We start from the raw sequence: 22,878 nt of genomic DNA on the forward strand, positions 1-22,878 counted from the left end.
TGGCAATTCATTCCCGTCCGGACGACGCCAGACTCGAAATCAGCGTCGCGCCACACGACGTTTTGTGACCGTCGAATGCGGCCGGTTTCCCGTCGACGATGACCTGCGGATCGCCTTCGGCGATAAAGCAGGCCTGATGGCCCGCGATCGGACAGACACACGTATCACCGAGCCGGGCGACCGGCCGCCCCATCACTTCGCTGACCGCGCTGCCGGTCACGACCTGACCGCCGTGGCTCGTTGCGTCGCCGACTCGAATGATTCCGCGCATGCGCGCTCCTTATTCCGAATAGCCTTGCGATGCCGGACGCGCGTCATGACGGCGCCCCCACCACGGCAAGTACGCGTTGTTCTCGCCGCGTGCGCGGAACCAGTCCTTGCCGGCGTCGATGGGCGTCAGCTTCGAAGGCGCGACGACGACGACTGCCGTCGGATGCTCGGTGTCGGTCGTTCCGGCTACGAGCACATTTCCACCGAGGTGATTCGCTCGGCCGATCGCCAGCGCCACATCGGTCAGCGCCGCGCCGGCGCCCATGTCACCGAGCAACGCCGATGTATTGAAGGTCTGCGTGCGGAAATCGTATTCCGGCAGGACTTCCGTCAGCGTCTGCGACAGTGAGGCAATACGTGTCGATGCAGCATCGCTGCCCTTGCCCGCGTCATGCACGACGTAATTCAGCGACGACACCGGCACGCCTGCATTACTCGCCGCCGTATCGATCGTCGACTTCCATGCCTGCACCGCGCGGCTCGCGCCTTGCTTCGCCTCGAAATCCTTGACGTTGCTTCGTGCAGCCTTGCCGATCCAGGCTAGCGGTTCACGCTCGGTCTTCAGGCCGGGGCCGGCAAGGAACAGCACCACCATGTTCTCGTTGATCTGTTCGTCGTTCGGCGGAAAGCTGGGCGCATCCCAGTTCATCACCCACGCGCTTTTGTCGGGGTGGGCGGCCAGATAGTCCAGCGCCGCGTTCAGCGACGTGAAACCGGCATTTCCCTGGCCCGATGTCACGTGCACATCCGGCGGTGTGTCGTGGCTCCACAGGTCTTTTGCCGATGAATTTCCGATCTCGAACGTGCTGATTATTTGATCACGCAAATACGTCTTTGCCTTGATGGGATCAAGACGGCCACCAGGAATTGCTAATTCAACATGCACACCAGCCAACTCGCGCCATCCACTTCTATCACCAGGCTTTACGGTGTAGAAATAATTGGAATTTGCAAAATATCTGGTCCGGAACAAAACGAGCAACTCGTCGATATATTTCTCGTAAAATCCACCAAATGATTCACGTCCAGAGCTGCCATCCGCGATGATTGAGATCGCTTGAACGGCAGAGTACTTTTTAGGGTTGGCGCGCACCATATCATCATTCTTGTTCGCAGAAACGAGGCCCAACGTCCATAACAACTGCCATTCCGTCGGATAATCCCGGCGTTGCAGAGGGTTGAGCCATTCAAGGCCAACGACCTGTGCCACAAAGGGCTTCACCGAATCACTTTTTGGTTCAGCGTCGCCCACGGCGCGTGGCGTCGCAGCTGCGGCACTCGACGTCGCAAACATGGTCGAAAACACAAATACCAACACAGCCACCAATCCAGGAACCAGCACCATTCTCTTCATCAGATCTCCTGCACTTGAGTTTTCGGCAGATGCACTACTTGGCAGCGTCATCGTTGCATACAACACGATCGCAGCCAACAGCATGACGAAAATCGCCAATCCAAATCGCCGCTGCCAGGTGGCAACAATCACCTTCATAGCACACTCCCCAACCGCAGGAAAAATCCTCCATCACGCTCGTCGTAGATTTTTTCGGGCATGCTTGCAACCGGATCATTTTTAACCCACTTATGCAAGAACATGTCCTTATATTTTCCCTTTTTTATATATTCCGCAAATAATTCATTTTGACCATCCCTCACCAATCCATTCAAAAATCGCCAATCCGCCTGCTTTCTGATATCTGCAAAGTCGCCCTCCGTCAGATAGCAAAGCCCAATAGCAATATCGTAAGCCAAAGCCTTTTCCGCATGCTCACCATTCGTCATGATGGTTGAATGATTGGTAGGATTATTCTTATCCCCGCCATTCAGCATGTCGAATATCTCTTTGTTTCTCCATTTCTTGTAACCTTCGCTTGCATCCGCAGGGCGGTCCTCCCCAACAACAACTCCATTTTCATCAACCCAGTCGCGCTTGTTCAACCTTCTCGCTTCCATCCGGAGAATGGAATGATCCTCGTATCGCTGCGCAGCTTCGGATGCGGCATCGCCCTGCGCTTTCAGCGCGTCACCCTCGGTCGCGAACTTTTCCGACTTGGCGTCGAAGGTGTCGTATGGATCGTCATCCCGCTTGTTCTCCTTGGTGGCGTCACGCCCAGCCGACGGCGGATCGTAACCCTCGTTGAAGCACCCTTCCTCAATCGGTTTCCCTTGCGCATCGCGAGCGCCCGATGGTTTGCCATAGCGGAACGCCTGCGGGAGGAAGCGCGTTTCCTTATCGAGCATCGGTGCGGTAATCGGGATTTCCCAATTTTTCGGTGGATCGGCATTGACCGCCATGTTCGTCAAATTGAACAGGTAGAGGGCCGGGCTCGTTGCAATCGTGAAAAACTTCGCGATCCACCCTTCATTGGAATGCGTGCCTCGCCCAAGACCATACCGCGCAGGTGGTGATGGCGGATACCAGAAACCCTCCTTCTGGTTCTTGTCCTTGCGCCAGTCATCCTGCCAATACCGATAGAGCTTGTTCTCTCCACCGACCTCGAAATTCGATGCAAACACGCGTTGCGAAAAAACACCCCACGCGTTCGTCGCACTGATGTCGTCGACACTCATCCCGCGCCAGCCGATTCCCTGAACGGTCAGGGCAGAAATGACCTGATCGTGCGGACAACAGTACAGCGTCACTCTCCCGTAGGTGTTTTTCTGATACAGCCCATGTGCCTCCCGGTCCTTGGCTGCGCTATACGGCTTGCCCCCGTTCTTCGACGGCCTTGCGTTTTCCATTGCGCGATCGAGATCCTCCGCGGGCATCTCGAGATCGGCCCGGGCACGCAGGATATCGAAGTACTCCCTCAGCGTTTCCTTGCGCGCGACATAGGTCTCGCGCCCCACGTGCCCGTTCTTGTCGCGCACCCCGCGCTGGGCCCATGAGTCGGTCATGTTGGCCTCGACGAGACTGTACGGGGGATTGGCGAGAACATAGGTGTCGGCGACGCAGCGCCCTTTCTTGCCCCACTGATCCGTCACCTCTGGCAACCGGTCACCGAGAAACGCTGCGGCAAGGCCGATCATGTTTCCTTGGCTGTGGCAAACGATCGTGACCGGCGCGTCGGCCTGTCGCTTGCGGATCGACTCGACCAGACGTGCAAGCCGCAGTGCGCCAAGCACACCGTAAGTGCGCGGTGGCGTGGAGTAGATCTTTCGATTGCCGATGCCATTCATGTGCTGGACGGTCAGCCACAGAAAAAGCCGATCGTTCAATCCGTCGTTCCACAGATCCGGCAGACTCGAACACCCGCCCGCGAACGGGCCACCGCCCCAGTAATTCCTTTCGTTGAGCATGATCTTGTCGCCATACTCCTTCAGCTCCTCCGCATTCGCGGCATAGCCCCACCGAAAGTGGATGACGGGCGAAAAGGACGGATCGGGCTTGATGTACGTCTTCGACGACATGTCCGGATTCAGGAAACCGTCTGGCGTCAGGCTTTCGATATAGCTGACCGGTGTCATCTGCCCGGCCACCGGCCCCCAATGGAACAGCTGATCGTCATAACGCCCCATGCGCCGGTTCAATCCGGCACACAGCCCCTTCTCGGCCTCCTTGAACCATTCCCCTTCCGAATTGACCCCGTGCACGAAAATGACGACGCCCGGCAGCGGCATCTGCATCACGCACTCGAGGTCGTTGCGGTTGAATAGCGTCGTCCCCAGTCCACCGCCCACCGAAGTCTGCGACGGTTCGTCCGTCGACGGTTGCCCGCCCGGGTTCTGCGCAAAGTTGTAGTTGAACATGTTGTTTTTCTGGAAGACTCAACTCAGGTTCTCGACTTGAAGAAGCGAACCGCCAATTGTTCGAACTGGTCGCTGCTGACCGGCGCGAGCTTGCCTTGCGCGTCGGTCTTCCCCTTGATCAATTCGCCCGACGCCTTTCGCACCTCGGCTTCCATGCCCTCGACCGGCTGCCCGTCCGTGGCCCGGACCAGCTTCGGCACCCGCCCCAGCGAGCCCTGGTCGAACTTCGGAAAATCGGCGCTCATGCTCGCCGGCCCGGCCCACGTATGCGACGCGGACTTGACGGTGAAACTCCCCGGACATCCGAGCTCGATATCGCCGCCATGCAGCTTCAGATACGCGCCGCCCGACGTCACGAACACGACCTGCTCGCTGGCCATGCCCGCGAGCTTGCCGCCGCCCGCCGACATCTGGATGTTCTTCGCCGAATCGATTTGCGTGTCGTCGTTCTGGCTCTGCAGCGCCACTTTCCCCTGGTTGGCGATCGCCGACACGCCCTCACTGTGCGCAAACATCGCCACACCATGCCCGGCCTGCAGGTTGATCCGCTGCCCGCTCGTGTACTGCAGGTGGTTCTGCGCGACGACATCGATATTGCCGCCCGCATGGGTCGTCACGGTCTTCGGCGTCGCCATGCTGATGCCGGCCGGCGCGGTAATACCGATCGCGGCCATCGACGCGCCTGACGACTCACCGCCGCCGGACGCCTCGCCATTCGGCCAGCCTTTCACCGTGGTCATGAGTGCATCGTGCGGCTGCGTATCCGGCGCCACGCCCTGATGCTGGCCCGCATAGTCGCCGAGACTCTTGAACAGCTCGACGCATTCCTGCATCAGTTGCAGATACTCGTCCCGCGCGAGGTGGCCGTCACTCGCGCGCAGCCGCTCCCAGGCCGAAATCAGCATCGCCTTGCCGCTTCGAATCGCCACGTGCGCATCGCTGCGCAATTCGGCGCCTTCGCCGCGTGCCGCCCCTTGCCCGTTGTCGCGCGGCTGCGTCAGATAGCCGAGGTTCAGCTGACTGTACGCATGCTCGCTCGCCAGTTGGCTGCTGATCTGTCCGGGCGTATCGTCGAAACGGATCTGGTTGTACCGCTGCCCCTTGATTTCCTTCGTCTTCGTGCCGGAAAGATAGCGGTTTCCCGGCAGCGCGCCGGTGTGGCTGAAGGTCGCCGGCATGTTCGGCCCGTTGGCCAGCACGCCCATCACGACGAGCCGGTCCGGATCGCCGCCGATATGGCCGATCAGCACTTCCATGCCGACGCGCGGCAACGTATTCGCGCCGAAACTCGGCCCGGCGAGCGCGCAGGCGACGCGCACCGGCGCGCTGTCGGACGGCGTGCCGCTCGTACCGGCGCCCTGCGCATGCGCGTGATCGTCCGCACTCAGCCCCTGGATCCGTACACGGATACGGCCCATTTCATCGCAGAACACCTCCTCGCCCTCCGGGCCGACGACGACGGCCGTCATCGGATGCACGGGCGGCAAGTCGACGTGCGGATCGTAGGCCGGCGTCAGCGGCACGCCGCGCCGCACGCACGAGAATGTGTTTTCGTAGCGTCGATCGCTTTCGTCGCCCGGCTTGCCACTCACGTCGGTCGGCACCGCGTCGAACAGCACGCGGCTTGCCGCGAACAGCGATTGCGCGCGCTCGTTCAGTTCCTTCGGCAGGTTGTTCCGCACGCAATGATGAAGCGACGTGACGACAAACTGCCGCTGTTCGACCGGCAACGTATCGAGTTGCGGATGCTCCGCGAGCGCAAACCAGTGACCGACGGCCAGATCACGGACATTGCTCACGCCGTCGACGGATTCGGCACGCAGTTCATGCGCCAGCATCCGGTCCTTGCCGATCCGGTCGAGATCGGACGACGAATCCCCGGCGTGCGGGATATCGATGACGACATCGGCCAGCAAATGCCCGAGGTCGTTGCCGCCGTCGCCCTGATCGACGATCGTCGCCTGCTCGGTCTGGGACATCCGGCCGCTCTTGTAGTCCCACGTCGGTCGGACGATCTTGCCCGGGATCAACCGGCGGCTCGTCGCCCACAGCGTGATCGAGTCGCGCGCTTCGGTGGCGGCGTCGCGGTGGTAGCGGATGGTGCCGGCGGCCGTCGCCGGCAACTTCATCGAGTCGTCGGCAAAGACGAGTGTATGAACCGGCGTGTCGTGCGCATTGCCGCTCGCCCGCTCGCCGGCCTTGCCCGCCTTGACGAATACGGTCGCCCCCTCCCGTCGCAACAGCCGCCGGATGAAATGCGAGTCCGACTCGTTGACCTGCCGCGTAAGTTCACGCGCGGGGTAACGCTCGGCTTGCAGGCCGGACAAGTCGAACTCGAATGCGCCCGCGAGCGCCGAACTGCGCTGGCGCCATTCCTGAAGCAGCACACCCAGGATGTCGGGCAGGCTCTTCGACCGAAACAACCGCGAATTGGTCCGCCGCTCCATCACGGAAAGCACGTCGCGAATCGTCAGCTGGTAGCAGGTCAGTGAACCGTCCGATTGGCCGGTGCGAACGTCGGTGACAATGCCGTTGATGGTATGGAGACGCCCGCGATCGGTCGTCATCTCGACGGAGACCGGCAGCCCGATGAAGCTGCGAATCGGAAGATCGGCCCGTGCCGACACGCAGGTCAGATGCCCCTCGATGCCCGTCATCAACCCTTCGCGGATATCGGCATACTGGAGCGCAAGCACCTGCTCGAGCGTCTTCTGAGCAGGCCCCCAATTCATGCGAACCGGCCGATTGTTCTGATCGACCACCCCGGACGCAAACGTGCGTAGCAATTCGGCTGTATTCACAGCGTGACTCTCAGGATTTTGTTTGACTTCGTTGTTCGGCGAGCCATCACGCCCGCTGGTCCGTCCTGGGAGTGCCGCCCGTCTGGTTTTCGGCGAGCATAGCAAATTTGTCGGATTGGTGACGGCTTTTTGACAGGATTTAGAATCCTTTCTGCGAAGCGTCCGAACGGACTCAACAGTTCACATTCTTTCGAACCGGGACGGTCCATGTCCGAAGTAGCCGACAGGTCGTACGGCTCGTCACGATCTGACGTCGGGCGACGCGCGCTCGGTATGGATCGACGAATTTCTGACGGGTGCGGAAGGGAGTGGCGGGCTGCCGCCAGAGTTTGCTATACTCTCGGTCTTCCGGAGAGATGGATGAGTGGTTTAAGTCGCACGCCTGGAAAGCGTGTATAGGTTAATCGCCTATCGGGGGTTCGAATCCCCCTCTCTCCGCCAGAATTCGATGCCCGCGCCAGCGGGCATTTTCGTTTCCGGGGAGAAAAGCAAGCCGATCGTTCGGCTTGCCCGCGCTGTCTGGGCGAATCCGCCTCTCTCCGACAGAAATACGCGAAGCCCCCTGATTGCCCCAGGAATCAGAGGCTTTTCAACTTGGCGCGCCGGCACGCCATGCATCGCCCCCCTTCCCGCCTCACGGATGCCGGATGTAATCCACCAACGCCCGCGTATACTCATCCGGCCGCTTGTCGCACAGACTCACCGCGATCGCCACCGCAAAACCCGCCGGCACGCCGAACACGCCCGAACTGATCGGCTCGATCCCGAACCACGTGCGCCCCGCGAACCCGGTCAACTGCGTGAAGTACGGATACGTCGACACGATGTAGTACACGCATACCGCCAACCCCGTCACCATCCCGGCGATCGCCCCGCGCGTCGTCGTGCGCTTCCAGAACACCCCGAGCACCAGCACCGGAAAGAAGCTCGACGCCGCCAGCGAAAACGCGGCGCCGACCAGAAACAGGATCTTCCCCGTATTGAGCGACGCGACATACGACGCGAACAGCGCGACGCCGAGCAGCAGCACCTTCGAGATCGTCACGCGCCGCTGGCTCGATGCATCGGGTGCGACCATGCAGTAATACACGTCGTGCGACAGCGCGTTCGCGATCGTCAGCAGCAGCCCGTCCGCGGTCGACAGCGCCGCGGCCAGCGCACCGGCCGCGATCAGCCCCGACACGACGTACGGTAACCCCGCGATCTCCGGCGCGGCCAGCACGACCATGTCCGGCTGCATCTGGATTTCCGACCAGTGCACGATCCCGTCGCGAATCACCTCGACGACGCTGATCAGGTCCGGTTCGAAGTGATGCCATTGCGTGACCCACGCCGGCAATTCCGCGAACGGCCGCCCGACGAGGTTCGCAAGGATCTCGTACTTGATCAGCACCGCGAGCACCGGCACGCTCAGGTAGAACAGCGCGATGAAGAACAGCGTCCAGCCGACCGAGCGTCGTGCCGATGCGACCGAGGTCGTCGTGTTGTAGCGCGTCAGGATGTGCGGCAGGCTCGCGGTGCCGAGCGACAGGCACAGCAGCAGCGCGAGAAAATTGCGCTCGCGCGGCTTGCGTTCGTCGTCGCTTGCAGCCGGAAACGGCTCGTGCATCGGCACGGGCGGCTCGGCGCGCGCCAGCAGGTCGTCGCGCGCCTGCGTCCACGCGACGCGCGCCGCTGCCGGGTCGCGCGGGAAGTCCGCCAGTTCGCGCTCGCGCAGGCTGATCTCGCGCAGCGGCCCGTTATGGCGCCGCAGGTCGGCCAGCTGGTCGACCAGATGCCGGCGCGCGTCCGCATACGACGACGGCAGCCGGTCGAGTCGCGTCTGGATCTCCGCGGCCTGCCGGCGGTACGCGTCGCGTACCCGCTGCTCGTCGGACGCCTCGCGCACCTGCGCCTCGCGCGCCGCGACGCGCTCCATCAGCTTGCCGTAATTGAATTGCGGCACGGGTCCGAGCCCGTTCTTCATCGCGATCAGCGACACCGGGATCAGGATCGCGCTGATCAGGATGATGTACTGCGCGACCTGCGTCCACGTGACCGCACGCATCCCGCCGAGAAACGAGCACACGAGAATGCCGGCGAGCCCGCAGAAGATCCCGATCGCGAAATCGACGCCGATGAAGCGCGTCGCAATCAGGCCGATCCCCTGGATCTGCGCGACCAGATACACGAACGAACACAGGATCGCCGCGCCGGCCGCGAGCGCGCGCACGGCCGTGCTCGAGAAGCGCGTGCCGAGAAAATCGGGAATCGTGTAGCGCGCGAGCTTGCGCACATACGGCGCGAGCAGGAACGCGACGAGGCAGAAGCCGCCCGTCCAGCCCATCATGTACGCGAGCGCGTCGTAGCCGGTCGCGTAGAGCGAGCCGGCCAGGCCGATGAACGACGCGGCCGACAGCCAGTCGGCCGCCGTCGCCATCCCGTTGAACGCGGACGGCACGCGCCGCCCGGCCACGTAGTACTCGACGAGATCGGACGTGCGCGACAGCAGCCCGATCACCGCATACACGGCGATCGGCACGAACAGGAACACATAGCCGATCCAGACGCCCGAACCGGTCGCGCGCTCGATCCGCCACATCAGCAGCACGAACCCGAGAAACCCCAACGTATAGAGCGCGTATGCGCGGATCAGTCGATGCGTCAGCATGGGTCAGCGCCCGCCGCCGTTCGCGATGCCGGAGCGCGCCGCATGATCGTCGTACGCGCGGCGCAGCGTGCGGTCCGCGCGCTGCATCAGCCCGATGTAGACGACGATCAGCACGAGGTACACGAGAATCGCGCCCTGCGCGCCGACATAGAACGGCAGGCTGAAGCCGGCGAAACGGACCGCGGCGAGCGCGGGCCCGAAGAACGGCACGATGAACGACACCGCGAAACCGATCGCCATCAGCACCGCGATCAGCGCGACGTTGAAGCGCCAGTAGCGCGCGTGGGCACGCGCGAGCGGCTCGGGAACGGGCGGTGGCGCCGCAGGCGCCGAACGGGTCGGAACAGTCATGCCGTTATGTAGCAAAAAGCCCCTGCGCGGGCAATCGGGATTGCCGCGCAGGGGCTCGTGCGCGAGACGCGCAGCCGGTACGATCAGCGCACTTCGGCGAGCTGCTCGAGGATGGCCGGATTCTCGAGCGTGGACGTATCCTGCGTGATCGCCTCGCCCTTCGCGAGCGAGCGCAGCAGGCGCCGCATGATCTTGCCCGAACGCGTCTTCGGCAGGTTGTCGCCGAAGCGGATGTCCTTCGGCTTCGCGATCGGCCCGATCTGCTTGCCGACCCAGTCGCGCAGCGTCTTCGCGAGCGCCGCGGCTTCGTCGCCTTCCGGACGCGCACGCTTGAGCACGACGAACGCGACGACCGCCTCGCCCGTCGTGTCGTCCGGGCGGCCGACCACGGCGGCCTCGGCCACGAGCTCGTGCGAGACCAGCGCCGATTCGATCTCCATCGTGCCGAGCCGGTGACCCGACACGTTCAGCACGTCGTCGATCCGGCCCATGATCGTGAAGTAGCCGGTGTCCTTGTCGCGCACGGTGCCGTCGCCGGCAAGGTACAACGTGCCGCCGAGTTCTTCCGGGTAGTAGCTCTTCTTGAAGCGTTCCGGGTCGCCCCAGATCGTGCGGATCATCGCGGGCCACGGGCGCTTGACGACGAGGATGCCGCCCTGCCCGTTCGGCACGTCCTGGCCCGTCTCGTCGACCACCGCGGCCATGATGCCCGGCAGCGGCAGCGTGCACGAACCGGGCACGGTCGGCGTCGCGCCCGGCAGCGGCGTGATCATGTGGCCGCCGGTTTCGGTTTGCCACCACGTATCGACGATCGGGCAGCGCTCCTGGCCGACGTGCTTGTGATACCACATCCACGCTTCCGGATTGATCGGCTCGCCGACCGTGCCGATGATGCGCAGGCTCGACAGGTCGTAGCTCTTCGGATGCACCTTGTCGTCGGCTTCGGCCGCCTTGATCAGCGAACGGATCGCGGTCGGCGCGGTGTAGAACACGGTGACCTTGTGATCGCCGATCATCTTCCAGAAGCGGCCGGCGTCCGGGTAGGTCGGCACGCCTTCGAACACGACCTGCGTGCCGCCGCATGCGAGCGGGCCGTACGTGATGTACGTGTGGCCCGTGACCCAGCCGATGTCGGCCGTGCACCAGAACACGTCGGTCGGTTTCCAGTCGAAGGTCCACTTCATCGTTTGCGCGGCCCACAGCAGGTAGCCGCCCGTGCTGTGCTGCACGCCCTTCGGCTTGCCGGTCGAGCCCGACGTATACAGGATGAACAGCGGGTGCTCGGCGCCGACCCATTCCGGCTCGCAGGTGTCGGACTCGCCGTCGGTCAGTTCGTGCATCCACAGGTCGCGGCCGGCATGCCAGTCGATCTTGCCGCCGGTGCGGCGATAGACGATCACGCTCTTCACCGCTTCGCAGCCGCCCAGCGCGAGCGCCTCGTCGGCAATGCTCTTGAGCGGCAGCGTCTTGCCGCCGCGCGCCTGCTCGTCGGCCGTGATCAGCGCGACCGCGCCGACGTCGACGAGCCGCTCGTTCAGCGATTTCGCGGAGAAGCCGCCGAACACGACCGAGTGCGTCGCGCCGATGCGCGCGCACGCCTGCATCGCGACGATGCCTTCGATCGACATCGGAATATAGATGACGACGCGGTCGCCCTTGCCGATCCCGCGTTTCTTCAGCGCATTCGCGAAGCGCGACACGCGCGCCAGCAGATCCGCATAGGTGACGCGCGTGACGGTGCCGTCGTCGGCCTCGAAGATCACCGCGACGCGCTCGCCGTTGCCGGCTTCGACGTGACGGTCGAGACAGTTGTACGACGCGTTCAGCTCGCCGTCGTCGAACCACTTGTAGAACGGCGCATTGCTCTCGTCGAGCACCGTCGAGAACGGCTTGTGCCACGTGAGGCCCTCGCGCGCGAGACGCGCCCAGAAGCCTTCGTAATCCTGCTCGGCCTCGGCGGCGAGCGCGCGATAGGCCGGCATGCCGGAAATGGTCGCCGCCTTCTCGAGCGCCGCGGGCGGCGGGAACTGACGGGTTTCGTGAAGAACCGATTCAATCGCAGACATCGACTACCCCTTGGTGAACATGAATCCTCTGGCGGCGCGATCGTGCGCGCCGCACGTGTCTTGGCCGGCGCATGCGCGCCGTTGTCTCCTACCCACCCGCACGCGGCCACGAAGGCCGCGCACGATGCTGCACCGCACCACATCACGCGAACGTGAACGGGCGGCCCGACGGTTTCCACGATAAGCGCCCGAACTTACCCGTCACTTACGCGGCATGGCCGTTTCGCACACCGGGCGGCACCGCATGACGGTCGGCTTTACGCTGTTACAACCGCGACCCTACAATCCTAACTGAACTCGCCTTCCGGATTCCAGCTTGAATCGCTACGCCCTCTTCCTCATCCTGTCGATGCTGTTCGTCGGCAGCAACGTCGGTATCGGTAAATCCATCGTCGCATTCGTTCCCGTCGCGATCCTCGCCACGCTGCGCTTCGTGATCGCGATCGCCGTCCTGTGGCCGCTGTTCAGCCCCGTGAAGATGCGCGCGGTCAAGCGCGGCGAATGGCTGAACCTGTTCCTGCAGGCGTTCTTCGGCACCTTCATGTTTACGCTGCTGATGCTCAACGGCGTGCAGCGCACGAGCGCGGTCGCGGCCGGCGTGATCACGAGCACGATCCCGGCGATCGTCGCGCTGTTCGCATGGCTGATCCTGCGTGAAAAACCGAACGGCCGTGCGCTCTTGTCGATCGCGCTCGCGATCGCCGGCGTCGTCACGATCAACCTCGCCAACGGCGGCGCGGCCGGGCATGACGGCCACGGCGACGCGTCCGGCTCGCTGACCGGCAACCTGCTGATCCTCGGCGCCGTGTGCTGCGAATCGATCTACGTGATCCTGTCGCGCCGGCTCACGCAGACGCTCGCGCCGATCGACATCTGCGCGTACACGCACCTGTTCGGCCTGTTCCTGATGCTGCCGCTCGGCGCGACCGCGCTGTGGCATTTCGATTACGCGAGCGTGCCGGCCGGCACCTGGGCGCTCGTCGTCTGGTATGGCCTGTCGGCCAGCATCTTCTCGTTCTGGCTGTGGATGAAAGGCATCCGGCACGTGCCGGGCAGCCTCGCCGGCGTGTTCAGCGCGGTGCTGCCGATCGCCGCGGCCGCATACGGCATCGCGTTCCTCGGCGAGCGCCCGACGCTCGCACACGGCGTCGCGCTCGCCTGCGTGGTCACCGGCATCGTGCTCGCGAGCCTGCGCGTGAAACGCGTGCCGGCCGCCGCGTCCTGATCCGTCCCCGGCACACCCGGCGCGTCGCTGCAGTCGCGCCGGCCGACGCGTTACAATAGCGCGCCTTTTCAAGATTACCCCCGATACCTGCGCACCGCGCCCGTACCTCCATCATGTCCGCCCCGCATTCGCCCGGCCACCCGGCCCGCCGCCCGCTTCGCCCGCTTCCCGCGCTGATTTTCATGAGCCGCTGGCTCCAGGTTCCGCTTTACCTCGGCCTGATCGTCGCGCAGGCCGTCTACGTGTTCCTGTTCCTGAAGGAAGTCTGGCACCTGCTGTCGCATGCGGCCGGTCTCGACGAGATCAGCGTGATGCTCGCGGTGCTCGGCCTGATCGACGTGGTGATGATCTCGAACCTGCTGATCATGGTGATCGTCGGCGGATACGAAACGTTCGTGTCGCGCCTCGGCATCGAGGGCCACCCCGACGAACCCGAATGGCTCGACCACGTGAACGCGGGCGTGCTGAAGGTCAAGCTGTCGATGGCGCTGATCAGCATTTCGTCGATCCACCTGCTGAAGACCTTCATCAACCCCGACCAGCACACGACGCACGCGATCATGTGGCAGGTGATCATCCACGTGTCGTTCCTCGTGTCGGCGCTCGTGATGGCGTGGGTCGACCGCCTGACGACGCACACGCACCCGGCCCATTTCCACGAGACGCACGCGCCGCACGCGAGCGCCGTGCCCGCGTCCCGCAAGCCGGCCGAAGCAGCCGCCAACGCATAAACGCATTCCCCACTGTCCCCACAGAGTCTCAGCCATGACCGTCATCAAACAGGAAGACCTGATCCAGAGCATCGCGGATTCGCTGCAGTACATCAGCTACTACCACCCGCTCGACTACATCCAGGCCCTCGGCCGCGCGTACGAGCTGGAAGAGAGCCCGGCCGCGAAGGATGCGATCGCGCAGATCCTCACGAACAGCCGCATGTGCGCGGAAGGCAAGCGCCCGATCTGCCAGGACACCGGCATCGTAACGATCTTCGTGAAGGTCGGCATGGACGTGCGCTGGGACGGCGCGACGATGGGCCTCACCGACATGATCAACGAAGGCGTGCGCCGCGGTTACACGCACCCGGACAACGTGCTGCGCGCGTCGATCGTCAATCCGCCGGAAGGCGCCCGCAAGAACACGAAGGACAACACGCCGGCCGTGATCCACTACGAGATCGTGCCGGGCGACAAGGTCGACGTGCAGGTCGCGGCGAAGGGCGGCGGCTCGGAGAACAAGTCGAAGTTCGTGATGCTCAATCCGTCCGATTCGATCGTCGACTGGGTGCTGAAGACGGTCCCGACGATGGGCGCGGGCTGGTGCCCGCCGGGCATGCTCGGGATCGGCATCGGCGGCACGGCCGAGAAGGCGATGCTGATGGCGAAGGAATCGCTGATGGAGCCGATCGACATCCAGGAAATCATCGCGCGCGGCCCGAAGGACTGGGTCGAGGAACTGCGCGTCGAACTGCACGAGAAGGTCAACGCGCTCGGTATCGGCGCGCAGGGCCTCGGCGGTCTCGCGACCGTGCTGGACGTGAAGATCATGGCGGCACCGACGCACGCGGCCTCGAAGCCGGTCGCGCTGATCCCGAACTGCGCGGCCACGCGCCACGCGCACTTCGTGCTCGACGGGTCGGGCCCGGCCAAGCTCGAAGCGCCGTCGCTCGACGCCTGGCCGAAGGTGCAGTGGGAGCCGAACACGGAAACGAGCAAGCGCGTCGACCTGAACACGCTGACGCCGGAAGAAGTCGCGAGCTGGACGCCGGGCCAGACGCTGCTGCTGTCGGGCAAGATGCTCACCGGCCGCGACGCCGCGCACAAGCGCATCGCCGACATGCTCGCGAAGGGCGAGAAGCTGCCGGTCGACTTCACGAACCGCGTGATCTACTACGTCGGCCCGGTCGATCCGGTGCGTGACGAAGTGGTCGGCCCGGCCGGCCCGACGACGGCCACGCGCATGGACAAGTTCACCGAGACGATGCTCGCGCAGACGGGCCTGATCTCGATGGTCGGCAAGGCCGAGCGCGGCCCGGTCGCGATCGATGCGATCAAGAAGCACAAGGCTGCGTACCTGATGGCGGTCGGCGGGGCGGCCTACCTCGTGTCGAAGGCAATCCGCGGCGCGAAGGTGCTCGCGTTCGAAGACCTCGGCATGGAAGCGATCTACGAGTTCGACGTGCAGGACATGCCGGTGACGGTCGCCGTCGATTCGTCGGGCACGTCGGTGCACCAGACCGGTCCGAAGGAGTGGCAGGCGAAGATCGGCAAGATCCCGGTCGCAACCGCTTAAGGGCGATCGAACGAAAGGCCGGACGGACGTCCGGCCTTTTTGCTTCTCGTTCTCATTATTGTGTACGGCCGATTGTTCGAGGCTGATTCTCATTACACGCAAAAGGCAGGCCAGATAAGGCTTCGAGGCTTGGCTTTTCTCGTTCGAGCGATTATCGTTCGGTTTCTGAAGCCCCACTGAACAAGGAACAGCCATGCAAGGCGACAAGAAAGTCATCGAATACCTGAACGCCCAACTGAAGAACGAACTCACGGCGATCAACCAGTACTTCCTGCATGCCCGCATGTACAAGCACTGGGGTCTCGACAAGCTCGGCAAGCACGAGTACGACGAGTCGATCGGCGAGATGAAGCACGCCGACTGGCTGATCGAGCGCGTGTTCATGCTCGACGGCCTGCCGAACCTGCAGGACCTGCACAAGCTGCTCGTCGGCGAGGAAACCGAAGAGATCCTGAAGTGCGACCTGAAGCTCGAGCAGATCTCGCAGTCCACCTGCAAGGAAGCGATCGCCTACTGCGAATCGGTTCGCGACTACGTGTCGCGCGAGATCTTCGAAAAGATCCTCGACGACACCGAAGAACACATCGACTGGCTGGAAACGCAGATCGACCTGATCGGCAAGGTCGGCCTGCAGAACTACCAGCAAACGATGATGGGCTCGGCCGAGTAACCGGCCGCATCGCCACCTTGCCGTCCGCATGACGATGACGCACCAGCCAGTCGCCTCCGGGGTCCGCCCCGCCGCCCCTGTCGGCATCTTCGACTCGGGGCTCGGCGGCCTGTCGGTGCTGCGCGCCGTGCGCGCGCACCTGCCCGGGGAATCGTTCGTCTACGTCGCCGATTCGTATCACGCACCGTATGGCCCGCGCGACGAAGCGTTCATTACCGAGCGCACGCTGGCGATCGGCGAATGGCTCGCACGCGAAGGCGCGAAGGCGCTCGTCATCGCGTGCAACACGGCAACCGCACGTGCGATCGCGGCCATCCGCGAACGCCTGGCGATTCCGCTCGTCGGCGTCGAGCCGGGCATCAAGCCGGCCGCCGCGCTGTCCGCGACCGGCGTCGCCGGTGTCCTCGCCACGCAATCGACACTGAACAGCCCGCGCTTCCGGGCGCTGCTGGATCGCTACGGCGCCGGCCGCCGCTTCATCTGCCAGCCCGGCCACGGGCTCGTCGAGGCGATCGAACGCGGCGACACGAACTCACCCGCCCTACGTGCGTTGCTCGAGCGTTACCTGCAGCCGATGCTCGACGACGGCGCCGATACGCTGGTGCTCGGCTGCACGCACTACCCGTTCTTCACGGAAACGATTCGTGACCTTGTTGGCGATCGCCTGACGATCGTCGACACGAGCGACGCCATCGCGCGCCAGCTCGCCCGGGTGCTCGACGAACGCGGCCTGCGCGCGCCGGCCGGCACCCAGGCCGCGCCGCCCCGCTTCTGCTCGACGAGCGACGGCGTGCAACTGCGCGCCCTCGCGTCGACGCTGCTCGGCCTCGATGCGCCGGTCGAATCCGTCACCATTTCCTCGCCGAACGCGCGCGCCTGCGCGACCGCCTGACGCGGGCCCGCAGGCCCGCTCCCGCCGCAGTTCCGCCGCCCCAGCCGTTTCAAGGGTCCGATGACCTTAAAAAAAGCCGGACCCAGGCTTGTCAACGTCTGCAAAATTAATGATAATAATTCGCATTAACGTTAGCTATCGCAACTCATCATGATCGTCTGCGTGTGCAAGTCTGTTTCCGATCGCAAGATTCGCGCGTCCCTCGCCGAGGGCGTCCACTCTTTCGATGAACTCCAGTTCGAACTCGGCGTGGCCACGTGCTGCGGCAAGTGCGAGGAGTCCGTACGCGACCTCATGGCCGAGCAAGGCGTCTGCGCAAGCCGGTGCGGTGTCGAGCATCACGCTCACCCGATCCCGGTCACGTTCTACGAACGCAAGGCAGCCTGAGCGGCGCCGAGCGTGCACATGCGGCCCAGGCCGCATTTTTTGTTTTGACCGTCAGCAAGCCACCGTCTGCGCGAGCCAGCGGCTTACCTGCCAAGGAGCCTGTCATGGAATTGCTGATCGGATTTGTGACCACCGTTTGCATCTCGCTGCTGATCTTCCGCAAGTGATGCCGATTCACCCGCCGCGCCCCGGGTGCGACATCGTTCTTTCAAGCTAACATGCAGGCTTCGCATCTCGCTCCTGCCGGCGCCATGCCGGCTGCACCACGTATGAATTCCCGAGTGATCGTCGTCGCGGTCGGTGTGCTTGCCGCACACGCGATCATGCTGACGGCCGCCTGGCTCCATCGCAACGCGCCGCCGCCGAAATCGGTCGAGGTCCAGACGATCACCGCGCAGCTCATCACGCCTGCCCCGATCGCGCAGCAGGTTGCGGCCGAATCGATCCCGCAGCCCGCGCCGCCGAAGCCCGTGCCGCGCGTGAAGCCGAAGGTCGAGCCGAAGCCGGTGCAGAAAGCGGCGAAGCCGACACCTCAACCGGTTGCGCAATCGCCGGCCCCGTCGCCCACCCCGGCGCCGGCCGCCGATCCGACGCCCGCGCCGGCCGCGCCCGCCCCCGCGGCCCCGGCCGCCGCCCCCGGCCCGGCGCGCGAAACGATGCAGGTCAGCGCGCCGAAGAACGTGCCGACGCTCCAATGCAACTTCGTGAAGCCCGACTACCCGTCGATGTCGCGCCGACGCGGCGAATCGGGTACGGCCTACGTTCACTTCGTCGTCGGCGTGACCGGCAAGATCGAAAGCATCGACCTGCAGAAGAGCAGCGGCTACCCGCGCCTCGACGACGCCGCACTCGACGCGATGCGCTCGACCACCTGCCGTCCGTACATCGAGAACGGCCAGGCGATCCGCGCCGCCCGCACACAGCCCTACAGCTTCGGGCTCACCGACTAACCTGCCTCATCCGGAAGATTCAAAGGAAACAAGAAAATGCAAAGCTACGGTATCGCGCACGTCTGGGCGCAAGGTGATTTCGTCACGCGCGCCATCGCGATCACGCTGCTCGTGATGTCGGTCCTGTCGTGGATCGTGATCGTCATCAAGGGCTGGAACGTGATCCGCCTGAACCGTCTCACGAAGAATGCCGAACAGGCATTCTGGCATTCGGACAATTTCGACGACGGCATCAAGAAGCTCGGTCTCGCCGCATCGACGCCGAACGACAACCCGTTCCTCGCGCTCGCGCTGTCGGGCAAGGAAGCCGCCGACCACCACCACCAGACGCAACCGCACCTGCACGATCGCATGGACGTGTCGGACTGGGTCACGCGCTGCCTGAAGGACACGATGGACGAAGGCATCTCGCGCATGCAGAGCGGCCTCGCGATCCTCGCGTCGGTCGGCAGCACGGCACCGTTCGTCGGCCTGTTCGGCACGGTCTGGGGGATCTACCACGCGCTGCTCGCCATCGGCGCAACCGGCCAGACGTCGATCGACCAGGTCGCCGGCCCGGTCGGCGAATCGCTGATCATGACGGCCTTCGGCCTGTTCGTCGCGATCCCGGCCGTGCTCGGCTACAACGCGCTGACGCGCGCGAACAAGGGTGTCGTCAGCAAGCTGCGCCGCTTCGCGCACGGCCTGCACGCGTACTTCGTGACGGGCGCGAAGCTCGCATCGTCGTCGACGCGCGACGGCCTGCGTCTCGCGACGCGCGCCAGCTGAGACGAGGTGAACCATGGCCATGAACACCGGTTTCAGCGACGATGACGACGATGCAGTGATGAGCGAGATCAACATGACGCCGCTCGTCGACGTCATGCTCGTACTCCTGATTATTTTCCTCGTGACGATCCCGGCGATGCAGCATGCGGTGAAGATCGACCTGCCGCACGCCAGCAGCCAGCCCGTCGACGAAAAACCGCAGACGGTCGACGTCGCGATCCAGGGCGACGGCACGATCCTGTGGGACGACCACACGGTCACGCGCGAACAGTTGCAGGCTCGCATCGCGGAAGCCGCGAAACGCACGCCGCAGCCCGAGTTGCACCTGCGTGCGGATCGCAAGGTGGCATACGAGCACGTCGCGGAAGTGATGTCGGATGCGCAGGCCGGCGGCCTGACGAAGCTCGGCTTCGTCACGGAGCCGGGCGCGAAAGCGAAGTAACACGCGCCCGTCTCGCGATAACGCATCGCAGGCACCTCGCCGGCCGCACCTAGCCGGCCACACCTCGCCGGCCGCCCACAAAGTAAAAGGCCTTCATCGCCAGATGAAGGCCTTTTTTCATGCGCACGCGGGCGCCTTCGGGCGGCGGGCTCTTCGGCGGTATCGGTTACGCCTCGAGCAACGCAAATGCGACTCTGCCGTGGTCTGCACGGACTGCGCGTTCTGCCCTATCTGGCTCACAATATATGCGGCCACCTGATTTCGCTCAGAACTTCCTTCACGAAATGGGATTTCAATATAGGCCCGCACGCGCACGCATTCAAGGTTCCAGCGATTGAAACTTGCGATTGCAGGCGACGCTTCAATGACAAAACAAATTTGCGTCGTCGTGCACGCTGTGTTCAGGTCGCCGAAACATCGGCCGCCGCTTCCTTCTTCGCGCGCTCGGGGCAGCCGGGCTCCTTGTACGCGCCATGATCGAGCTTCTCGACCAGGTAGTCGACGAACGCGCGCACCGCGGGCGGCATCCCCTGCCGCGACACGAACACCGCATACAGTTGCGGCACCGGCAGCGTCCAGCCCGGCATCACGGGTGACAGCTGCCCCGCACGCAGCGCGTTGCCGTACATCATCTCCGGCAGCGCCGCGATGCCGAGGCCGTCGAGCACGGCCTCGCGGATCGTCATCAGGTCGGCCGTCACGAGCCGCGGGTCATGCTCGTGCACGTGACGCATGCCGTCCGGCGCGATCAGGTTGAACACGTGCCGCCCGTCGACGCTCGGCGTATCGAGCGTCTCGAAACCGGTAAGGTCGTCCGGCACCAGCGGCGGCGCATTCTGGCTCAGCAGGCTCGGCGCGCCGACCAGCATCTGTTCCGTGCGCCACAGCGGCCGCACGACGATGTTGGCGTTCTGCGGCGGTTCCGAGCGTACGCGCAGCGCGACGTCGATCGAATCCTCGAACAGGTCGATCACGCGATTCGTCACGCGGACGTGCACCTTCACCTCGGGATAGCGGCGCAGGAATTCGGGCAGGATGCGCGACAGCATCGTCTGCGACAGCGTGACGGGCACGCTGACCCGCACCGAACCGCGCGGCGACGCGCGCAATTGCTGCACCGCGTTCATCGCGGCCTGCGCTTCGGCCAGCATCGCCTGGCAATGCTGGTAGAACAGCTCGCCCGCCTCGGTCAGCGCGAGCTTGCGCGTCGAGCGCTGCAGCAGGCGCACGCCGAGCGCCGCCTCGAGTTCGGTCAGGCGCCGCGACAAGCGCGATTTCGAGATGCCCAGCACGCGCTCCGCGGCCGAGAAACCGCCATGTTCGACGACCTGGGAAAAGTACATCAGGTCGTTCAGGTTATGTGCATCGATATTCATCTCATCGTTCCAATTTCAGAACAATCCATTGCGAACCACCGCAAATCGAACGGTAAAGCGCCCAATATAATAGCGCTATGTTTCAGAAATGACGCTATTCCGATGATCTCGAGGGCTTCCTCATGACGACCGCTCGCTCGCTTGACCGTACCTACCCCGCGCTTCGCACCACCGAAGGCGGCGGGTTCGTGGTTCACCGTCCGTTCCCGACCCGATTGCTGATGGACTTCGATCCGTTCCTGCTGCTCGATGAAATGGGCCCCGTCGACTACGGCCCCGGCGAAGCCGTGGGCGCGCCCGACCATCCGCATCGCGGCTTCGAAACCGTGACGTATGCGCTCGACGGCCGCTTCCGCCATCGCGACTCGTCCGGCCACGCCGGCACGCTCGGCCCCGGCGACGTCCAGTGGATGACGGCCGGCGCCGGCGTCGTGCACAGCGAGATGCCCGATCCCGCGTTCGCACAGGCGGGCGGCCGCTCGCACGGCTTCCAGCTGTGGGTCAACCTGCCGCGCCGCGACAAGATGATCGCGCCGCGCTACCAGGAGATCCCGGCCGACCGCATCCCGACCGCGACATCGCCGGACGGCCGCGTGCACGTACGCGTGATCGCCGGCGAAGCGTTCGGCGTCCAGGCGGCGATCGAGACGCGCACGCCGATCCTCTACCAGCATTTCACGCTGGAGCCCGGCGCAACGGTCACGCAGCCCGTGCCGGCCGGTTATCGCGTGTTCGCCTATCCGATCGACGGAACGGGGCTCTACGGGCCCGACAGGCAGGCTGTCGACGCCCGGCACATGATCGTCTACGGCGACGACGGCGACACGGTCGCGTTCGCCGCCGGCGACACGCCGCTCGACCTGCTGCTGATCGGCGGCGTGCCGCTCAACGAGCCGATCGTCCGCTACGGCCCGTTCGTGATGAATACGGAGGAAGAGATCCGGCAAGCCGTCGTCGACTACCAGACGGGCCGCATGGGCCGCATCGACGCATGACGCCCGATCGGGGCGGCAGGTGCCGCGAAACCGGTGGTTTTGCGTCACAATAACTTCTTGAACCATGTGGCTGCCCGCCACCCAGAAGGAACCCGTCCCCTTGAACTTCGAACACCTGATCCAGATCAATTCCGACGATCCGGCCGTGCCGACCCTCACCCGCGACCAGCTCTGGGAGGGCCTCGTGCTGCGCGCCGAACAGCCGCAACTGTTCGTACTCGGCCTCGACAGCTGCGTCGTCCTCGAACGGACGGACACGACGCTCGAACGTGAGTTGCACTACGGCCATGCGACCGTGCGCGATCACGTCACGTTCACGCCGAACCAGCAGGTTCGCTACGACATCCGCGCGGCCGATGGCGAGATCGGCGGCTCGCTGACGATGACGATCGAGGAACGCGACGACCACGCGCTGTTCCTGCGTTTCGAGTACCGCACCACGCTGACCGTCACCGACGACAGCGAAGATGCGCGGCAGACGCACGGGATCGTCAAGGAGGCCTACCGCACGTCGGACATCGACACGGTGCGCCTGATCCGCGAATACGCGCAGGGCCGCAAGGACCCCGATCCGCTGCACTGACCGCGGCGGCGGCCTGCGGGCCGCCTTTTGATTCAAGCTATCAAGTCTGATGTTTCGATCGATAAAGAGTTTTTGTAAATGGGAATAGTTATCATTTAGAATTCATTCCATCGTATCGACAGTCACCGATCAAACCGAATGACCGACACCATGCGCCCGACCACGCTGACCCTGCGCCGCACGACCGGCACCGCAGCCAGCAGCCGCCAGAAGACGGCAGCGGTCACCACGCCGGCGAAACCGGCCGGCAACCGCGACACAGGCACGCGGGTCGTAAATAGCGACGCGCTGTTGCAGGGCCACAGCCACATCAGCATCGCGCACAACGGAGAGACGTATCAGTTGCGTGCCACGCGGCTCGGCAAACTGATCCTGACGAAGTAAGACAGAGTATTGTGGGGACCACCTCCCTG

The 22,878-nt window shown here is 64.2% G+C and carries 20 protein-coding genes and 1 tRNA gene; 13 read left to right on the forward strand and 8 right to left on the reverse strand.

Going from position 1 to position 22,878, the window contains the following annotated elements; genetic code table 11:
- Window positions 1-7: 7 nt before the first annotated feature.
- The 4 genes from AC1VVG_RS11575 to AC1VVG_RS11590 are packed head-to-tail and all read right to left on the reverse strand — an operon-like array spanning window position 8 to window position 6,821.
- The gene (locus tag AC1VVG_RS11575) at window positions 8-271 is read right to left on the reverse strand and encodes a PAAR domain-containing protein (RefSeq protein WP_027784933.1); all 264 of its coding nucleotides are present in this window, start codon (window positions 269-271) and stop codon (window positions 8-10) included.
- Window positions 272-280: 9 nt separating this feature from the next.
- Entirely contained in the window at window positions 281-1,762 is a 1,482-nt protein-coding gene (locus tag AC1VVG_RS11580) for a virulence factor (RefSeq protein ID WP_482835651.1), read from the reverse strand.
- Window positions 1,759-4,020, reverse strand: a complete 2,262-nt coding sequence (locus tag AC1VVG_RS11585) for a T6SS effector phospholipase Tle3 domain-containing protein (RefSeq protein ID WP_059560143.1) — start codon at window positions 4,018-4,020, stop codon at window positions 1,759-1,761. Before AC1VVG_RS11585 ends, AC1VVG_RS11580 begins: the two co-directional genes overlap by 4 nt.
- A gap of 23 nt (window positions 4,021-4,043) precedes the next feature.
- On the reverse strand, window positions 4,044-6,821 hold the full coding sequence (locus AC1VVG_RS11590; RefSeq protein ID WP_482835653.1) for a type VI secretion system Vgr family protein: 2,778 nt from the start codon (window positions 6,819-6,821) through the stop codon (window positions 4,044-4,046).
- Between the two features lie 350 nt (window positions 6,822-7,171).
- Here AC1VVG_RS11590 and AC1VVG_RS11595 point away from each other — a divergent pair.
- Window positions 7,172-7,262: transfer RNA gene (locus AC1VVG_RS11595), tRNA-Ser, on the forward strand.
- A 193-nt stretch (window positions 7,263-7,455) separates the two neighbouring features.
- Here the strand turns inward: AC1VVG_RS11595 and AC1VVG_RS11600 are convergent.
- From AC1VVG_RS11600 to acs, 3 genes are all read right to left on the reverse strand, one after another.
- On the reverse strand, window positions 7,456-9,471 hold the full coding sequence (locus AC1VVG_RS11600; protein ID WP_034190364.1) for a sodium:solute symporter family protein: 2,016 nt from the start codon (window positions 9,469-9,471) through the stop codon (window positions 7,456-7,458).
- Between the two features lie 3 nt (window positions 9,472-9,474).
- A complete protein-coding gene (locus tag AC1VVG_RS11605; RefSeq protein ID WP_059560139.1) occupies window positions 9,475-9,822 on the reverse strand; it encodes a DUF4212 domain-containing protein in 348 nt (115 codons plus the stop codon).
- An 83-nt stretch (window positions 9,823-9,905) separates the two neighbouring features.
- Entirely contained in the window at window positions 9,906-11,888 is a 1,983-nt protein-coding gene (gene acs / locus AC1VVG_RS11610) for an acetate--CoA ligase (protein ID WP_034190362.1), read from the reverse strand.
- 316 nt (window positions 11,889-12,204) lie between these two features.
- On the opposite strand from acs, the gene AC1VVG_RS11615 reads away from it, so the two are divergent.
- From AC1VVG_RS11615 to AC1VVG_RS11655, 9 genes are all read left to right on the forward strand, one after another.
- On the forward strand, window positions 12,205-13,113 hold the full coding sequence (locus AC1VVG_RS11615) for a DMT family transporter (protein ID WP_034190361.1): 909 nt from the start codon (window positions 12,205-12,207) through the stop codon (window positions 13,111-13,113).
- A 113-nt stretch (window positions 13,114-13,226) separates the two neighbouring features.
- Window positions 13,227-13,844 carry a TIGR00645 family protein gene (locus AC1VVG_RS11620; RefSeq protein ID WP_034190360.1) on the forward strand — a complete coding sequence of 206 codons (618 nt, stop codon included), beginning with the start codon at window positions 13,227-13,229 and terminating at the stop codon, window positions 13,842-13,844.
- 34 nt (window positions 13,845-13,878) lie between these two features.
- The gene (locus AC1VVG_RS11625; RefSeq protein ID WP_006478316.1) at window positions 13,879-15,402 is read left to right on the forward strand and encodes a fumarate hydratase; all 1,524 of its coding nucleotides are present in this window, start codon (window positions 13,879-13,881) and stop codon (window positions 15,400-15,402) included.
- A 193-nt stretch (window positions 15,403-15,595) separates the two neighbouring features.
- Window positions 15,596-16,072 carry a bacterioferritin gene (gene bfr, locus AC1VVG_RS11630; RefSeq protein ID WP_006478315.1) on the forward strand — a complete coding sequence of 159 codons (477 nt, stop codon included), beginning with the start codon at window positions 15,596-15,598 and terminating at the stop codon, window positions 16,070-16,072.
- A gap of 28 nt (window positions 16,073-16,100) precedes the next feature.
- Window positions 16,101-16,964 (forward strand): glutamate racemase, encoded by an 864-nt coding sequence (murI, locus tag AC1VVG_RS11635; RefSeq protein WP_482835654.1) that lies wholly within the window; start codon window positions 16,101-16,103, stop codon window positions 16,962-16,964.
- A 150-nt stretch (window positions 16,965-17,114) separates the two neighbouring features.
- Window positions 17,115-17,351, forward strand: a complete 237-nt coding sequence (locus AC1VVG_RS11640; RefSeq protein ID WP_034190359.1) for a (2Fe-2S)-binding protein — start codon at window positions 17,115-17,117, stop codon at window positions 17,349-17,351.
- Window positions 17,352-17,569: 218 nt separating this feature from the next.
- A complete protein-coding gene (locus tag AC1VVG_RS11645; protein ID WP_034190358.1) occupies window positions 17,570-18,301 on the forward strand; it encodes an energy transducer TonB in 732 nt (243 codons plus the stop codon).
- A 36-nt stretch (window positions 18,302-18,337) separates the two neighbouring features.
- Entirely contained in the window at window positions 18,338-19,069 is a 732-nt protein-coding gene (locus AC1VVG_RS11650; protein WP_034190357.1) for a MotA/TolQ/ExbB proton channel family protein, read from the forward strand.
- A 13-nt stretch (window positions 19,070-19,082) separates the two neighbouring features.
- Complete coding sequence (locus tag AC1VVG_RS11655) at window positions 19,083-19,511, forward strand: ExbD/TolR family protein (protein ID WP_006478310.1); 429 nt, start codon at window positions 19,083-19,085, stop codon at window positions 19,509-19,511.
- 401 nt (window positions 19,512-19,912) lie between these two features.
- Here the strand turns inward: AC1VVG_RS11655 and AC1VVG_RS11660 are convergent, their stop codons facing one another.
- On the reverse strand, window positions 19,913-20,887 hold the full coding sequence (locus AC1VVG_RS11660; protein ID WP_473377138.1) for a LysR family transcriptional regulator: 975 nt from the start codon (window positions 20,885-20,887) through the stop codon (window positions 19,913-19,915).
- Between the two features lie 122 nt (window positions 20,888-21,009).
- Between AC1VVG_RS11660 and AC1VVG_RS11665 the strand changes: the two genes are divergently transcribed.
- From AC1VVG_RS11665 to hemP, 3 genes are all read left to right on the forward strand, one after another.
- The gene (locus tag AC1VVG_RS11665) at window positions 21,010-21,882 is read left to right on the forward strand and encodes a pirin family protein (RefSeq protein WP_034190355.1); all 873 of its coding nucleotides are present in this window, start codon (window positions 21,010-21,012) and stop codon (window positions 21,880-21,882) included.
- A gap of 100 nt (window positions 21,883-21,982) precedes the next feature.
- Window positions 21,983-22,465: an SRPBCC family protein gene (locus AC1VVG_RS11670; RefSeq protein ID WP_034190392.1), complete on the forward strand. Its 483-nt coding sequence runs from the start codon at window positions 21,983-21,985 to the stop codon at window positions 22,463-22,465.
- A 138-nt stretch (window positions 22,466-22,603) separates the two neighbouring features.
- A complete protein-coding gene (gene hemP, locus AC1VVG_RS11675; protein WP_034190354.1) occupies window positions 22,604-22,849 on the forward strand; it encodes a hemin uptake protein HemP in 246 nt (81 codons plus the stop codon).
- The last annotated feature ends 29 nt before the right edge of the window (window positions 22,850-22,878 follow it).

The sequence above is a fragment of the Burkholderia sp. L-4 genome (genome assembly GCF_056856535.1).

What these genes read in the sequence shown, in the direction of transcription:
- AC1VVG_RS11575 (WP_027784933.1), bottom strand. Translation starts at nt 271, where the DNA reads ATGCGCGGAATCATTCGAGTCGGCGACGCAACGAGCCACGGCGGTCAG.
- AC1VVG_RS11580 (WP_482835651.1), bottom strand. Translation starts at nt 1,762, where the DNA reads ATGAAGGTGATTGTTGCCACCTGGCAGCGGCGATTTGGATTGGCGATT.
- AC1VVG_RS11585 (WP_059560143.1), bottom strand. Translation starts at nt 4,020, where the DNA reads ATGTTCAACTACAACTTTGCGCAGAACCCGGGCGGGCAACCGTCGACG.
- AC1VVG_RS11600 (WP_034190364.1), bottom strand. Translation starts at nt 9,471, where the DNA reads ATGCTGACGCATCGACTGATCCGCGCATACGCGCTCTATACGTTGGGG.
- AC1VVG_RS11605 (WP_059560139.1), bottom strand. Translation starts at nt 9,822, where the DNA reads ATGACTGTTCCGACCCGTTCGGCGCCTGCGGCGCCACCGCCCGTTCCC.
- acs (WP_034190362.1), bottom strand. Translation starts at nt 11,888, where the DNA reads ATGTCTGCGATTGAATCGGTTCTTCACGAAACCCGTCAGTTCCCGCCG.
- AC1VVG_RS11620 (WP_034190360.1), top strand. Translation starts at nt 13,227, where the DNA reads ATGTCCGCCCCGCATTCGCCCGGCCACCCGGCCCGCCGCCCGCTTCGC.
- AC1VVG_RS11625 (WP_006478316.1), top strand. Translation starts at nt 13,879, where the DNA reads ATGACCGTCATCAAACAGGAAGACCTGATCCAGAGCATCGCGGATTCG.
- bfr (WP_006478315.1), top strand. Translation starts at nt 15,596, where the DNA reads ATGCAAGGCGACAAGAAAGTCATCGAATACCTGAACGCCCAACTGAAG.
- murI (WP_482835654.1), top strand. Translation starts at nt 16,101, where the DNA reads ATGACGATGACGCACCAGCCAGTCGCCTCCGGGGTCCGCCCCGCCGCC.
- AC1VVG_RS11640 (WP_034190359.1), top strand. Translation starts at nt 17,115, where the DNA reads ATGATCGTCTGCGTGTGCAAGTCTGTTTCCGATCGCAAGATTCGCGCG.
- AC1VVG_RS11645 (WP_034190358.1), top strand. Translation starts at nt 17,570, where the DNA reads ATGCAGGCTTCGCATCTCGCTCCTGCCGGCGCCATGCCGGCTGCACCA.
- AC1VVG_RS11650 (WP_034190357.1), top strand. Translation starts at nt 18,338, where the DNA reads ATGCAAAGCTACGGTATCGCGCACGTCTGGGCGCAAGGTGATTTCGTC.
- AC1VVG_RS11655 (WP_006478310.1), top strand. Translation starts at nt 19,083, where the DNA reads ATGGCCATGAACACCGGTTTCAGCGACGATGACGACGATGCAGTGATG.
- AC1VVG_RS11660 (WP_473377138.1), bottom strand. Translation starts at nt 20,887, where the DNA reads ATGAATATCGATGCACATAACCTGAACGACCTGATGTACTTTTCCCAG.
- AC1VVG_RS11665 (WP_034190355.1), top strand. Translation starts at nt 21,010, where the DNA reads ATGACGACCGCTCGCTCGCTTGACCGTACCTACCCCGCGCTTCGCACC.
- hemP (WP_034190354.1), top strand. Translation starts at nt 22,604, where the DNA reads ATGACCGACACCATGCGCCCGACCACGCTGACCCTGCGCCGCACGACC.